The sequence below is a fragment of the Myxococcus llanfairpwllgwyngyllgogerychwyrndrobwllllantysiliogogogochensis genome (assembly GCF_006636215.1).
Taxonomy (GTDB): domain Bacteria; phylum Myxococcota; class Myxococcia; order Myxococcales; family Myxococcaceae; genus Myxococcus; species Myxococcus llanfairpwllgwyngyllgogerychwyrndrobwllllantysiliogogogochensis.
Genome location: NZ_VIFM01000111.1, coordinates 1 through 13717 on the forward strand (window position 1 = coordinate 1; position 13717 = coordinate 13717).

At 69.6% G+C, this 13717-nt stretch carries 10 protein-coding genes; 5 read left to right on the plus strand and 5 right to left on the minus strand.

Annotation, left to right across the window (positions count from 1 at the left end; all coding sequences use genetic code 11):
- Positions 1-1422 (plus strand): DUF8689 domain-containing protein (locus tag FJV41_RS25465; protein WP_246137400.1); only part of this gene is annotated, 1422 nt, incomplete at its 5' end.
- 4 nt (positions 1423-1426) lie between these two features.
- Here the strand turns inward: FJV41_RS25465 and FJV41_RS25470 are convergent.
- Positions 1427-2215 carry a WbqC family protein gene (locus FJV41_RS25470; RefSeq protein ID WP_141645146.1) on the minus strand — a complete coding sequence of 263 codons (789 nt, stop codon included), beginning with the start codon at positions 2213-2215 and terminating at the stop codon, positions 1427-1429.
- 137 nt (positions 2216-2352) lie between these two features.
- Here FJV41_RS25470 and FJV41_RS25475 point away from each other — a divergent pair, with 137 nt between their 5' ends.
- Positions 2353-4416 (plus strand): ATP-binding protein, encoded by a 2064-nt coding sequence (locus FJV41_RS25475; RefSeq protein ID WP_141645147.1) that lies wholly within the window; start codon positions 2353-2355, stop codon positions 4414-4416.
- A gap of 21 nt (positions 4417-4437) precedes the next feature.
- Here the strand turns inward: FJV41_RS25475 and FJV41_RS25480 are convergent, their stop codons facing one another.
- Positions 4438-5229 carry a phytanoyl-CoA dioxygenase family protein gene (locus FJV41_RS25480; protein ID WP_141645148.1) on the minus strand — a complete coding sequence of 264 codons (792 nt, stop codon included), beginning with the start codon at positions 5227-5229 and terminating at the stop codon, positions 4438-4440.
- A gap of 118 nt (positions 5230-5347) precedes the next feature.
- Between FJV41_RS25480 and FJV41_RS25485 the strand changes: the two genes are divergently transcribed.
- The 3 genes from FJV41_RS25485 to FJV41_RS25495 all read left to right on the plus strand — a co-directional run bounded on the left by FJV41_RS25485 (position 5348) and on the right by FJV41_RS25495 (position 8490).
- Positions 5348-6322: an alpha/beta fold hydrolase gene (locus tag FJV41_RS25485; protein ID WP_141645149.1), complete on the plus strand. Its 975-nt coding sequence runs from the start codon at positions 5348-5350 to the stop codon at positions 6320-6322.
- Positions 6323-6406: 84 nt separating this feature from the next.
- Positions 6407-7096: a response regulator transcription factor gene (locus tag FJV41_RS25490; protein WP_141645150.1), complete on the plus strand. Its 690-nt coding sequence runs from the start codon at positions 6407-6409 to the stop codon at positions 7094-7096.
- The gene (locus FJV41_RS25495) at positions 7093-8490 is read left to right on the plus strand and encodes a sensor histidine kinase (protein ID WP_141645151.1); all 1398 of its coding nucleotides are present in this window, start codon (positions 7093-7095) and stop codon (positions 8488-8490) included. Before FJV41_RS25490 ends, FJV41_RS25495 begins: the two co-directional genes overlap by 4 nt.
- A gap of 66 nt (positions 8491-8556) precedes the next feature.
- Here FJV41_RS25495 and FJV41_RS25500 read toward each other — a convergent pair whose 3' ends face one another.
- The 3 genes from FJV41_RS25500 to FJV41_RS25510 form a co-directional block, all read right to left on the minus strand.
- Complete coding sequence (locus FJV41_RS25500; protein ID WP_246137401.1) at positions 8557-10350, minus strand: cytochrome c/ABC transporter substrate-binding protein; 1794 nt, start codon at positions 10348-10350, stop codon at positions 8557-8559.
- A gap of 199 nt (positions 10351-10549) precedes the next feature.
- The gene (locus FJV41_RS25505) at positions 10550-11683 is read right to left on the minus strand and encodes an SCO family protein (protein ID WP_246137402.1); all 1134 of its coding nucleotides are present in this window, start codon (positions 11681-11683) and stop codon (positions 10550-10552) included.
- Positions 11680-13668 (minus strand): YncE family protein, encoded by a 1989-nt coding sequence (locus FJV41_RS25510; protein ID WP_141645153.1) that lies wholly within the window; start codon positions 13666-13668, stop codon positions 11680-11682. The genes FJV41_RS25505 and FJV41_RS25510 overlap by 4 nt, the downstream gene beginning before the upstream one ends.
- Positions 13669-13717: the final 49 nt, after the last annotated feature.

Below are 13717 nucleotides of genomic sequence, written 5' to 3' on the forward strand. Positions count from 1 at the left end.
GCCCCCGCGGCGCCGCCCCCCAGCGGACAGGAGCGGCGGACCATTCCGCCTCCAGCGTCCTATGCGGGCCCCGAGCGGCGTACCCCTGGCACCAGCTCCCGGCGAGCGTTGGACCCGAACGCGGGGTCCCAGGAGCGCTTCTGGCCCAGCCAGCCTCGCACCCTGGAGGAGACCGGCCTCACGGCGACCTTCGTGGAGGAGCTCATCCTCAAGGCGCTCTTCTTCGCCGGTGAGATGCGCGGCATGGACCTGGCCAGCCGTATCCAGCTCCCCTCGTCCGTCATCGACGACATCATCGAGGGCCTGCGCCGCCAGAAGTACGTGGACATCCGAGGCGGCGGTGCGTCCGGTGTCGGCAAGTCCACGATGATCTACCAGCTGACGACGTTCGTGACGGACATGCTGCGGCAGATCACCGACCGCAACCGTTACAACGGCCCCGCGCCCGTCTCCTTCCAGGAGTACGTCGCGGCGGTGAAGAAGCAGACGGTGCGCGGCAATCGCATCACCCGCGCGCGGATGCAGGACAAGTTCGGCGACCTGGTCATCCGCGACTACATCTACGACGGCATCGGCCCGGCGATGAACTCCGGCCGCGCCATCTTCTTCTACGGCCCCCCCGGCAATGGCAAGACAGCCATCTGCCAGGGCATGGTGAACTGCTTCGAGGGGGACATCTTCATCCCCCACGCCATCCTCATCGACGACTTCGTCGTGAAGGTCTTCGACGCCAACATCCACAAGCCCGTGGAGGATGAAGGGGGCGCCTCGTATGACCGGCGCTGGGTGCGCTGCCGTCGGCCGCTCGTCGTCGTGGGCGGTGAGCTGACGCTGGACATGCTCGACCTCGTCTACTCGCCGGAGGTGAAGTACTACGAGGCCCCGTTCCAGATGAAGGCCAGCAACGGGATGCTCCTCATCGACGACTTCGGCCGGCAGAAGGTGTCGCCGAAAGATCTGCTCAACCGGTGGATCGTCCCGCTGGAGAGCGACATCGACATGCTCACCCTGCACACGGGCAAGAAGCTGCAGGTGCCCTTCGACGTGTTCGCCGCCTTCTCCACCAACCTGGACCCCAGCGCCCTCGTGGACGACGCCTTCCTGCGCCGCGTCCGCTACAAGCTGGAGGTGCAACGGCCGGACGAAGAGCAGTTCCACCAGATCTTCGAAATCATGTGCCGCAAGCGGGGCGTGGCCTACAACGCCAACGCCATCGACTACCTCATCGACTCGCACTACCGGCCGACGGAACGCCCCTTCGCGGCCTGCCAGCCTCGAGACCTCCTGGACCAGGTCATCGACATGTCCCACTACCTGGGACAGGAGCCGAAGCTGGACCCCGCCTTGCTGGACGCCGCCGTGCGCAGCTACTTCGTGCGCTTCGACAAGCCCTCGGGGACCACCGCGGCCTCCGCGACCTGAGCCGTCAGCTTCCGGTTGGCGCCGGTGCGAAGGGGCCCCACGGCGAGGGCTCCAACCACCGGCGCACCTCCTCCACCGGGACGTTGGACAGCACGTCGACAATCGACAGGCCCTGCACGAATCTCCCCTCGCGTCCCTGCGCGTAGGGCGGGTGCCGGAAGCGCTGCCATAACACGCGCACGTCCGCGTCCCGGAACAGGCTCACCTGGAGGTACAGCGAGGAACCCAGCCCGGAGTAGTACGTGTGGGCCTTCAGTTGCCGGCAGTACTCCACCAGTCGCGCGGACTTCTCGTCGCCCTGGCGCTCCAGCGTGGACGCCAGGAGGATGTCTGGCTTCATCCCCAGCGATTCGTGGAAGAGCGCGGTGCTCCCCAGGAGGACCCGCAGCAGCGAGCCCGGACCGGCTTCACGTGCCACACTGTCGTAGAAGGGCTCCAGCAACGGAAGTACCTGGGTGGCGAAATGGGGCCTTTGCCCATACAGCGTCACCAGCCTGCTCAGGTGCTTGCGTGCCCAGGGCTGTCGGGTGTCCACGGCCAGCTCGCCGATGAGCGTGTCGCGGTGTGGGTCCTCCAGCGGAATGGACAGCCATTGGAAGCCCGGCTCGGTGGGCGGAGGTGTGGGCACATTCGCTGGCAAGGCCACACGCGTCCTGCGTTGCCAACCGCGCCGCAGCCATTGCACATTGTCGAGCACCAACAACGTGCCCGCGCGCGCCACCTGCTCGTAGAAGTCCACCCAGGGCAGGTAGTGGGGTTGCTCGGCGACGACGACTCCTGGACTGCCCGACACTCACGGCCTCTCTTCTGCTGAGACGTCCTGGGTTGGGTCGGCCCCTCACTCTGGACCGGCGCGGTGGATTCAGCCTGCTGCTAGACTGTAACATTCCAAAGACGGCCAGGGACCTTCGCCGCGGCGGGAAGGAACGGATGAAGTACCTGTGCATCAGCGCTGACCCGAGGCACCCCGTGGCGGAGGAGCTTCAGCGCCAGGGGCAGGAGGTGCTCGTCCGCGCGGACGCCTCGGAGGCCGGCGCGGAGCTGGTGCACGGCCGGGTGGACGTGCTCATCGTCGAGGCCGAGTCGCTCGCGGAGGACGCGCGCTGGCTGGACGCGCTGCGAGCGCGGGCGCGGCCCGAGGAGCCCCTGGTGCTGGGCGTGTCCCGCTCCGCGACGGAGGAGGTCCTGGCGCCCCTGCTGGCGGCGGGCGTGGACGAGCTGCTCGTCGTGCCCGTCTCTTCGGTGGAGGTGCGCGCGCGCAGGCACCTGCTGGAGCGTCGCGCGGCGAAGCGCCGGCACCACCAGAGCACGGAGGCGGCGGCGCGCGGTGAGATGGAGCGGCTGGCCTCCATCATCCAGACGCAGGCGGACGTGGCGCTGGCGGGGCTGGACCTGTCCGGGGTGATGCGCCTCTTGTGCGAGCGCGCGCGTGAGCTCTGCGGTGCGGACGGCGCGGCGGTGGCCCTGCTGGAGGATGGGTACGCGCAGTACCGCGTGGCCACGGGCAGTCTGTTGGCGCATATGGGCTTCCGCCTCCCGGTGGAGGGGAGCCTCACCGGCACCAGCCTGCTGCGTGGCGAGGTGATGCGCACCGACGACACCGAGGACGACGTGCGCGTCAACGTGCGCGCCACGCGACAGGTGGGCGCTCGCTCCATGGTGTGTGTCCCGCTGTGGCGTGAGGCGCGGCCGGTGGGCGCGTTGAACCTCATCTCCCGTCATCCGAATGCCTTCGATGACCGGGACGTGCGCACGCTGGAGCTGATGGCGGGTCTGTTGGGCGCGGCCATGGGCAACGCGGCCGAGGCCGAGGCACGTCATGCCTTGATGGAGGAGCGCGCCGCGGCGCTCGCGGCCCTGCAGGAGTCGCAGGCGCTGTTCGCGGCCTTCATGAACCACAGTCCGGCGGTGGCCTACATGAAGGACGAGCAGGGCCGCCGCATCTGGGTCAACGAGCCGTACCGTCGCTTCTTCGGCCTGTCGGAGACCGCGAGCCTGGATCGCCTGGATGACATGAACCTGATGCCGCCCGCGTCGGCGGAGCACGTGCGCCGCGAGGACCAGGCGGTGCTCGAGTCGGGGCAGCCCAGCGCGACGGAAGGCATGGTGCCCTCGCCGGACGGGTCCGAGCGGTTCTGGCTCACGTATCGCTTCATCGTGAAGGAGCACTCGGGGCGCAGGCTCCTGGGTGGCGTGGCGCTGGACGTGACGGACCGCAAGGCGATGCAGGCGCAGCTCGTGGTGTCGGACCGGCTGGCGGCGGTGGGCACGCTGGCGGCGGGGGTGGCGCACGAAATCAACAACCCGCTCGCCTTCGTGCTCTCCAACCTGTCCTTCCTGTCCGTGGAGCTCCAGTCCGTGGCGCGCGAGCTGCCGCTGGGGCGCACGTCCGAGATGGAGGAGGTGCTGCGCGAGGCGGTGGATGGCGCGCACCGGGTGCGGCAGATCGTCCGCGACTTGAGGACCTTCTCGCGCGGGGACGACGAGGTGGCCACCGCCGTCAACCTCCAGGCGGTGCTGGAGTCCGCCATCACCATGGCGCGCGGCGAGCTGAAGATGCGCGCGCAGATCATCCGCGACTACCGCGACGTGCCTTCGGTGGAGGGCAACGAGGGGCGCTTCGGGCAGGTGTTCCTCAACCTGCTCATCAACGCCGCGCAATCCATTCCCGAAGGCAAGCCGGAGCACAACGAGGTGCGCGTCATCCTGCGTCCGTTGGGAGATCGGGTCATCGTCGAAGTGCACGACACCGGCGTGGGCATGACGCCGGAGGTGTGCGCGCGCATCTTCGACCCGTTCTTCACCACCAAGCCCGTGGGCGAGGGCACCGGCCTGGGCCTGTCCATCTGCCACGGCATCGTCACCGGCTTCGGCGGGGACATCTCGGTGGAGAGCGAGGTGGGCCGGGGCAGCATCTTCCGGGTGTCGCTGCCCGTGGGCCAGCGCGCGCGGGAGCTGGGGCCTCCGACGTCGCGGCTGCACCTGGTGGGCTGAGCCGTCGCGCGGCCCGCGCCGTCACGGGGCCTGGTGGCGGAACATGGGCGGGAAGACGCGCGGGGCCTTCTTCTTGCGCAAACAGCGGGTGTCCGCGCTCATGTAGCAGGCGGAGAAGGCGCGGCGGCGCAGGCCGGGGCGGCCTCTGCCGGAGCGGTGCCACAGGTGGTTGTGGATGAGGATGACCTCGCCCGCGAGCGCGGGGAGGGGCAGGGCGCGGCGCTCCGCGTCCCGGGCGGCCACGGCGTCCGGAGGAATGACTCCGCCGAGCTCCGTCACCAGTCCGGTCTGGTGGCTGCCGGGCACCACTTCCAGACAGCCACCGTCCTCTGGGGCGTCATCCAGGGCCGTCCAGAGCTGGAGCTCCGGCTCTCGGGTGAGGCCCCACAGCCGACCGCCATCCTGGTGCCAGGGCAGGTTGCTGCCGCCGGCCTGACCCTTGTGAAAGAGGATGGCGCGATAGAGGACGATATCGCCGGGGATGCGCGCGCGGACGACGCGCTCGAACAGCGGGTTCTCCATCCACGCGAGGAAGCGCGGGTCCTTCTCCAGCTTCTCCAGCTTGCGGTAGTCCAGCGAGGGGCCCTGCCAGCCCAGGCCCAGGGGGGCATCCTCGTATCGACCGGTGGACGCATCCGGCTGGAAGAACATGCCGGGGTAGGTCACCCGGCCGAGCATGAGGTCGTCCGCACGCTCGCGCAGGGCCTCCAGTCCCGACTCGTCCAGGACACGACCCAACCGGGCATAGCCGTGCTCGGCGTAGTGCGCGAGCGCCCTCTCGATATCGACGTCCTCCGCATCCTCACGAAGCATGGCGCCCTCATACCCCGGACGCTCCATGGGTGGGAGTGTCACGGGACGGTGTTCCGCACCGCGGACACGGGGACGGACCGCTTGCGCGCCCGCCGTCCCCGCACCATGGTGAAGGGGCATGCCCTATCGTCGCACCACGCGTTACGTCGTCGCTCCGGATGGGACCCGGGTGGCCTGGCACACCCATTTCGGTGACCTGCACGAGCAGGCCTCGGAAGGCATCCTGAGGTCGCGTGCCACGGTGTTGCTGAGCAACGGCATTGGCACGTCGGAGAACTTCTGGCGGCACATCGTCACCAGCCTGGAGCAGGACCACCGGGTGGTGCACTGGAACTACCGGGGGCACGGTGGCAGCGAGGAGTCGCGCGGCGGCGACTACGACGTCTCCGTGCACGTGGGAGACCTGGAGCGAATCACAGAGGAGGTGATGGCTCGCGGAGACGGCCGGCCTCCGCACCAGGTGGCCTTCTCCATGGGCGTGCGCGTCCTGCTGGAGCTGTATCGGCGACGGCCGGACCTGGTGCCCGCGATGACGCTCATCGCCGGCACACCCGGGGCTCCGGGCTCGGGGGACCCGCGACTGGCCGCGCGCGCCGCCCTGTCCACCGTCCGCGAGGTCTTCCGGATGGCGACCCCCGCGGTGCCGCTGGCCACCCCGGTGGTGCGCGCGGTGCTGGGCAGCCGCTTCGCCTATCCCCTGGCGCGCGCGGTGGGGGCCTTGCGGCCTCGCGCGCCTCGGGACGACATCAGTGAATTCCTGCGGGCGCTGCGAACGATGAGTCCGCGAGCCTACTGGTACACCCTGCGCGGGCTGGCGGAAGGCCACGCGTGGGACGTGCTGCCCTCCGTGAAGATACCCACGCTCATCATCGCCGCGCGCGACGATACCCTGGTGCCCCTGCGGGAGATGATCCGCATGCGCGATGCACTGCCGCATGCCCACTGGATGCAGGTGGATGACGCGGGCCACGCGGGGCTGCTGGAAGCGGGGACGGAGATCTCCGACGCCGTGCGCTCCTTCCTCATCGAACATGGGATGCGGCCCGACGCGTCCCCGTCGTCTCGCGAGTCACGGCCCTCCTCTCCGTCGTGAGCCCCAGGGCGCGGCCGTCACCTGGATGGCACTGGCAACGCGCCCACGGGGCGTGAAAAGCTGGGCACGCAGGGGGGCGTGTACTTGAGACTTTTGCTCGTCGAGGACGAAGAGAAGATGGTGGCCCTGCTCCAGCGGGGATTGACGGAGGAGGGCCACACCGTCGAGGTCTGCACCCGAGGACGCGAGGCGTTGGAGCTCGGCACCCGGGATGGATACGAAGTCATCGTCCTGGACTGGGCGCTTCCGGAGGTCGATGGCGTCACCCTGCTCAAGCACTGGAGGAGCGTGGGGGTTCGCACGCCGGTGCTGATGCTCACCGCGCGTGGCACCACGCCGGAGAAGGTGATGGGGCTGCGCTCGGGCGCGGACGATTACCTGGTGAAGCCCTTCGACTTCGAGGAACTGCTGGCGCGGTTGGAGGCGTTGGCTCGGCGGGGTGAATCAGAAGATGGCCCCGTGCGACTGGGCGGCGTGGTGATGGACCCTCGCCGCCGGGTGCTGTGCCGGGGTGGACGCGAGGAGCCGCTGACGGCCCGGGAGTTCGCGCTCTTCTCCGCGCTGGCGAAACACCCGGGTGAAGCGCAGGTGCGCGCCCGGTTGATGACCCAGGCCTGGGGCCCGGACTTCGAGGGGCATGGCAATGTGCTGGATGTGTACGTGGGCTATCTGCGCGCGAAGCTGGAGCGCTTGCAGGCCTCCGACGTCACCATCCGCTCCGTGCGCGGCGTGGGCTACAAACTGACGGTGTCCACGACGGACGAAGCCTCGTGACACTCACGCGGCGCCTCTGGTTGCTGGGGGCCCTGGTCCCCGCGCTGGCGATGCTCGTCGCGCTGGGGCTGGCGGGACAGCTCTTCCGCTATGACCTGGAGCGCTCGTTGGACCGTGCGCTGCTGGCGCAGGCGGCGGTGGAGAGCGTAAGCCTCTTCGATGGTCCCGGGCAGAAGGTCCACCTGCACATGGCGGTGTCTCCGTTGCTCGACCAGGTGCGGCCCTTCGCGCCCCATGGCTATCTCTACGGGCCGGATGGAACGCTCGTGGTGAGGTATCCGCAAGGTCCGGCGGGTGTGACGGGGCTGGAGGAGCGACTCGTTCCAGGGGCGCCCGGGGGCGAGCCCCAGCTGGTGACGCAGGTCGCCCCGGATGGAGAGCGGTGGCGCGAGGTGCGCGTGAATGTGCGCTCTCCGCATGGTGAGCGCTATGCGCTGCGGTTGTCGGCGTCGCTGGGGCAGGTGGATGGCTCGGTGGTGACGTACTACCGGATGGCCTTCTCGCTGTCGGCGATGCTGGGGCTGGCGTTGTTGGTACTGCAGACGACACAGGCGAGGACGTTGGCGCGAAGGCTGGCGGCCATCACCCGGCACCTGGGCCAGTTGCGTGAAGGCGACTTCTCTCGTGCTCCCGTGGAGGACCAGGAGCGGGACGAGATTGGCCAGTTGCGAGCGGTGCTGGCGGAAGCGACGGAGCGGCTGCGCGGCGCGCGCGAGACGCAGGAGCGACTCATCGCGGGCGCGGCGCACGAGCTGCGCACTCCGCTCACGCTGATGCGCACCAGCATGGACCTGGCGCTGCGGCGAGAGAGGACACCGGAGGAGCTGCGCGCCAGCATGCTCGACTCGCGGCGAGAGGTGGACCGGTTGGCGGTGCTCGCGGGCAACCTCCTGGACCTCGCGGTGGCGGGGCGGGGGGCGTGGGACCGGAAGCGGGGAGACCTGTCTCAGCTCGTCATGCAGGCGGTGGAGGGCGCCCGTGCGGAAGCGGAGCGGCGGGGGATGCTGATTCGATTGGATGCGCCCGGTCCCGCCGAAGCGAGCTTCGATGCGGGGGGCTTGCGGCAGGCCGTGGACAACCTGCTCTCCAATGCCCTGAAGTTCTCGCCCGAGGGAGGAGAGATTCACGTGCGGCTGATGCGGGAGGGAGGGCGCTATCAGGTGCGCGTGGCGGACCTGGGACCGGGCATCCCTCAGGCCGAGCGCGAGGCCGTGTTCGAGCCGTTCCATCGCGTGCTGGATGACGTGCACACGTCAGGCACCGGCCTGGGGCTGGCCATCGTCCGCGAAGTGGCGGAGCAACACGGTGGCCGCGCCTACGTCGCTCCGGAGCCGAGGGACTCCGGGACGGAGATGGTCATCGAGGTGCCGGTAGCGCTGCATGCGGCGGCGTGAGGGGCTGCTGGTGCTCCTTGACGTGCATCAGGCGGGGACATGGGCCGGATGCCCGCACACCCTTCGCTAGGGTGTCAGCGGCATCCAGTCGGACGCGGCGACGAGCTGGTTCGTGGTGGGGTCCAACGCAGCGAGCTGCCCTCCCTGGATGCCCACGCGGCGATTGACGCCGAAGGTGACGGGAGGGGAGACGCCGGTGTCGAAGTCGCGCAGGGCTTCCAGTTGCTGCGTCAGGCTGGCGCGAGTGACCTCCGCGCCCGTACGGGTGAGGGCTTCCACCAGCACACGTGCGGCGGCGTAGGCGCCGAATTGAAACGAGGAGTGCCCTGGAGCCAGGCCGTGGCGCTTCATGAACGCGACGAAGTCCTTCAGCTCGGGGGCGCGTTCTCCGAGTCCCGCGGGGTAGAGGAAGTGGATGCGCGCTGTCGATGCGCCCACCACCTCGGGGATGGCGAGACTCGCGGGCGCGAGGACTCGCACCGTGGGGGCACTGGCCTCCAGGGCGCGCAGCAAGGTGGCCAGCCCCTTGGGGGTTCCCGCGTACAACACGACGGGCGGAGGCGCGGAGGCCCAGCGCTCCACTGGGAGAGTCCCATCCGGGAGTGTCAGCTCCACAGGGGAGAGGAACTCCCGACGTGTCGTCTCGGCGCGCACGGCCTGTGCCCAGGCCTGTCCCGCTTCTCCTCCGGTGTGGACGATGACGAGGGGCTTTCGTCGCAGCTCGGACTCGCGTGTGCTCGCGAGGGACTGCACCGCCAGCCGCGCGAGTGAGGGCTCATCCGGGTACAGGAAGAACACGGGGCTGTCCTCCTCGGAAGTGCCTCCGGTCAAGGCCAGTGGCAGCACGAGGGGCGCACCTTCCGCGGCGAGCCTTGTGTCCGAAGGAAGTGGACCCCGGCGCATGCTGGCCACGAGCGCGAGTACGCCTCGGTCCAGTAGCCGCGTGGTTGCGTCCGGGCGAGGCGGCGTCACGATCGGCGCGGCGGCAGCTTCCACCACCCGCGACGGACTCCCACGCTCCTCGGACGTAGTCGTGGCGTTCAGGGGAGGCGGCGTCGCGCTCGGTGCGGCGATGATCGCGGCGGCGTCTTCCACCATCCTCGACGGATTCCCGCGCCCTTTCGACGCGATGGTGGCGTCCGGGGGAGGAGGCGTCGCGATGCGCTGGGAACTTTCTGTCTCCACCAATGTTGGGTTCGCACGCGCCAGCAACCTCGTGGTTGTGTCCGAGGGGGGCGGTGTAGCGATGCGGTGGGGACCTTCTGTCTCCACCCGGGTCGGGTTCTCACGTGCCAGCAACCCCGTGGTGGTCTCAGCGTTCGAACGAGTCACGCTGCGTGGTTCATGGAGCGCGGCGTCGTCTTCGACGATCAGCTCCAGCTTCCTTCGGAAGATGCCACCACTGGCGTTCACATCCGCGAACACCGCGCGCACCACGGCTGCCGCCTCCTGTCCCAGCGGCCCCAGCCTTCCCGTGAGGGGCAGCGCCGCGCCCACCGTGAGAGTAGTGGGGGAGACTCCCGGGTCTGGATGCTCACCAAGCTGCTCCAGGTACGCGAGCAGCTCTTCTCGCTCCGCATCATCCAGCACGTAGCGAGGCATGGTCATCCCCAGCTCGCGTCCACTCGCGGAGCGGCCCTCGGTGATGGCACGCAGCAACGTGGCGCGCGAGTACGCGGGGCGGGCACGGTCCTCGACCTCGCCCACCGCCCGCATGCGCGAATGTCCGAGGGCGCCGGGTGTGATGTCGGGCACCTCCACGCCGCCTTCGCGGCTGCCACGACCCGAAGGTCCATGACAACGGGCGCATGCGGCCACCTCACCACTCAGCTCCACTCGCTCGGGCGCGAGGAAGCCCATGAGAGGCGCTCCTCGGACGCTCTGGCCGCGCTGGAAGAGGCTTCGCCCTCGCTTCGCTGCCAGCGGGTCCAAGGGAGCCGGGACCGGCTGTTTGCATCCCAGCCATACCGATGCCAGGACCGCGAGGACCCACCTTGCGTCACGCGCCCCTCGCGAGACTCCGAGTGCGCGGGGGCCGTCATACGTCGTCGGCATGCCACTACCTCGGGTCGTTCAAGTGCTCGACGGCGTAGACGATGTTCTCCACGCGGGCCATCGCCGGAGACTTCACCCACATCCCCGTGGCCGAATCGCCGATGAGCAGCGTGGTGTTGTGCGCATCCGGGTCATCGACGTAGCCCCCCAGCTTCTTGAGCACGAGGGTGATGTTCTCCCTCGCGCCCGTGAGGAAGTACCAGCCGGGTTGGACGCCGAGCTTCTTCGTGAAGGTGCCCAGGCTCTTCGGCGTGTCGTTGGCGGGATCCACCGAGAGGGTGATCATCGTGATGTCCTTGCCCACGCGCCCGCCGAGCTTCTCCTGCACCTGCGTCAGGTGCTTCGTGATGGGCGAGCACGCGCCCTTGCACGCCGTGAAGGCGAAGTTGATGAGCACCTTCCGGCCACGCACCAAGTCCTCGTAGAAGCGGTGCGTCTTGCCGTGCTGGTCCACCAGCTCCGTGTTGGTGAAGTACTTCGCGGCGGCGGCGTCCTGGGCTGCGGCGTCACGGGCCTGGGGCCCCAACTCCGTGGGGCCGGCGGAGGCGGCCTGGACTTCACGGATGGCGGAGAGGATGGCGCTCGGACTGCCCAGCCCGTCCACACGCGTCCACGTGTTCGACACCGCGTTGCCCACCAGGACGGTGGGACGGTGCGCCTCCTTGTCCGGCACATAGCCGCCGAGCGCCACCAGAGCCTCCTTCACCTTCGCCGGTTCGCCCGTGAGGAAGGACCAGCCAGGGCCTGGCTTGAAGGGCTCGGCGAACCTGGCCATGCGCTCGGGCGTGTCGTTGGCCACGTCCAGCGTGATGGAGATGAAGCGCACGTTGCTCCGCGGGCCCAGCTCCTTCTGCACCCGTGCCACCGTCGCCGTCATCGGCGAGCAGATGGTCTTGCATCGCGTGAAGATGAAGTTGATGGCCACCGTGTGGCCTCGGACCAGGTCCGTCCACAGCTTCACCTCGCGGCCCGTCTGGTCCACCAGCGCCACGTCAGGCACCTCCACGTCCAGCGACGGGGCCGAGGAAGCGGCCCTGGGAGTCGGCACCGCGACCTCCTGCGCGAGCACGAGAGGGGCCCACACCAGGGCCAGCGTAAGGCTGCTGATTTTCAGGGGAGACACCAGGCGCGGCATCATCGGTGGACCTCGGAAGCGGACGCGGTCGTCGCGGCGGGAGCCTCGACAACGCCAAAGGTGAAGTGAGGCAGCCGGCCCAGGTCGATGCTCCGACTCTCGACGCCCACCACGAGCTTGTACTGGCCCGGTGTCGGCGGGGTGAAGTCCACCTCGAAGCCGCCGTCGGCGGTGCGCCGGGGCTCCGTGCGCCACTGCCAGGTGCCGGGCGTCTTGAACAGGAGGACGCGAATCTCCTCGGGCTGTACCGGGGGCATGCCCGTCATGCCCGGGGTGGGCTCCAGCTTGAAGCGCAGCGGCGTGGTGGTGCCGGCGGTGAGCAGCGTCTTCGGGTCGAACGCGGGAGTGAGGGTCAGCGGGAGCTTCTTCGCGAGCGCCGCGTCCTCGGGGACTCCGCCTACCTGCCACTGCATGCAGACGATGGCGCGGGGGTTGTCCAGGAGCAGTTGCACGTCGTAGGTGCCGTTCTCCCGCACCGTGGCCGTGGCGGAGTAGACGCCTGCCTCCACCTCGCGCAGTGAGCGGTCCAGGACTCGCACGGCGCGGGGCTCTCGGCCGTAGTTCAGGTGGGTGCCTCGCGGCGCCATCATTCCCTCCTGGTAGAGGAAGAGGGCCCGGTCCGCGGTGCCGGCGACGATGACGCCGTTGCCTTCGGGCAGCGCGGCGATGGGGTCCGAGCGGCCCAACCCACGAGACTCCTCGGGCGCGCGCTGACCCATGGTGACGTTCACCACGGAGGGCGTGCCGGTGCCCTCCAACGTGTTCAGGTCCACCAGGGACACGCGCCCGCTGGTGGTGTTGCGCACGTACCCGAAGGACTCGGTGAACACGACGGAGTCCGGCGCGGAGAAGCCGGTGAGCGCGTGGGCCACCTGGCTGCGCGCGGCGTCGAGGACGTCCACCGCGCCCGCTTCCGGGTACAGCAGGAAGGCCCAGCGGGCGGAGCGGTCGAACCGCAGCGCGCCCGGCCCGGACTTCACGGCGATGCGCCGCGACACCTCGCGCTTCTCGGGGTCCACCACCAGCACCTCGCTGGAGCGGGGCTGGACCACGAAGAGGGCTCGAGCCACGGGGCTCCAGGCCACGTCACCCGCGCCCACGCCCACCTTCACGGTGCCCAGTACCTCGCGAGAGGCCACGTCGACGGCGGTCAGCACGTCCGCCTCGGTGCTGGTGACCCAGGCGGTGCGGCCCTCGTCGGAGAAGGCGAACTCGTGGCGGCCCGCGCCCACGCGCAGGGTCTCCACCTCCGCGTGGGCCGCGGTGTCGAGGACGCTCACGGTGCCGTCCCCATCGTTGCTCACCCACGCGGTGCGGCCATCCGGCGCCACCGCGATGCGGCCCGGCTGCTGTCCCACGCGCACCGTCCGCGTCGCGAGGAAGCGCTCCATGTCCACCACGGACACGCTGTTGCCGGAGGCCACCGTCACGTAGAGCGCGGAGCGGTCGTTCAACATCGCCCAGTCGGCCGCCTCGCCGCCCACGGACACGAGGCTGTGCAGCTTGGTGCGCTCGAAGGCGATCTGCGGGTTGATGACCGACACCGTGTGGTCATGGTTGAGGGTGAGGAACCAGTAGGCGTTCAGGTCCACGTCCGCGCGCGCGGAGAGCAGCCCGCCCAGATAGGTCTTCACGCGCGCCGTGCAGGCCGCGTCGTCCAGGGGCGCGGCGCCCTTCTCCCGCAGCGACATCCAGCCGAGCACACGCCGGCCCTGGAGCGGTGCGTGGGACTTCGCGTCCTGGAGGACGAAGCGCGCGGTGCCCTGGAGCGGCGCGCCGGCGGCGGCCTCCCGGGGACGAGGGGTCAGCGATAAATCGAACCGCACCGAGACACCCTCGCGCTCGGCCAAGACGGGTTCCGGGGCGGGGAGGGGTGGCGCGGTCGCGGGGACGTCCGGCGGTGCTCGAACGCGGAGATTCCATCCGGCGGCGCTGAGTGCGCCCACGGACAGCAGGCCGAGGGTGGTGAAGACAAGGCTCTTGCGCATGGTGCGGGGACTTCCAGGGACACCGAAGAGAGAGAAGGGGGGGCGACGC

Coding starts and splice junctions, on each gene's coding strand:
- FJV41_RS25510 (WP_141645153.1), bottom strand. CDS start 13,668: ATGCGCAAGAGCCTTGTCTTCACCACCCTCGGCCTGCTGTCCGTGGGC.
- FJV41_RS25485 (WP_141645149.1), top strand. CDS start 5,348: ATGCCCTATCGTCGCACCACGCGTTACGTCGTCGCTCCGGATGGGACC.
- FJV41_RS25505 (WP_246137402.1), bottom strand. CDS start 11,683: ATGATGCCGCGCCTGGTGTCTCCCCTGAAAATCAGCAGCCTTACGCTG.
- FJV41_RS25475 (WP_141645147.1), top strand. CDS start 2,353: ATGAAGTACCTGTGCATCAGCGCTGACCCGAGGCACCCCGTGGCGGAG.
- FJV41_RS25480 (WP_141645148.1), bottom strand. CDS start 5,229: ATGCTTCGTGAGGATGCGGAGGACGTCGATATCGAGAGGGCGCTCGCG.
- FJV41_RS25500 (WP_246137401.1), bottom strand. CDS start 10,350: ATGGGCTTCCTCGCGCCCGAGCGAGTGGAGCTGAGTGGTGAGGTGGCC.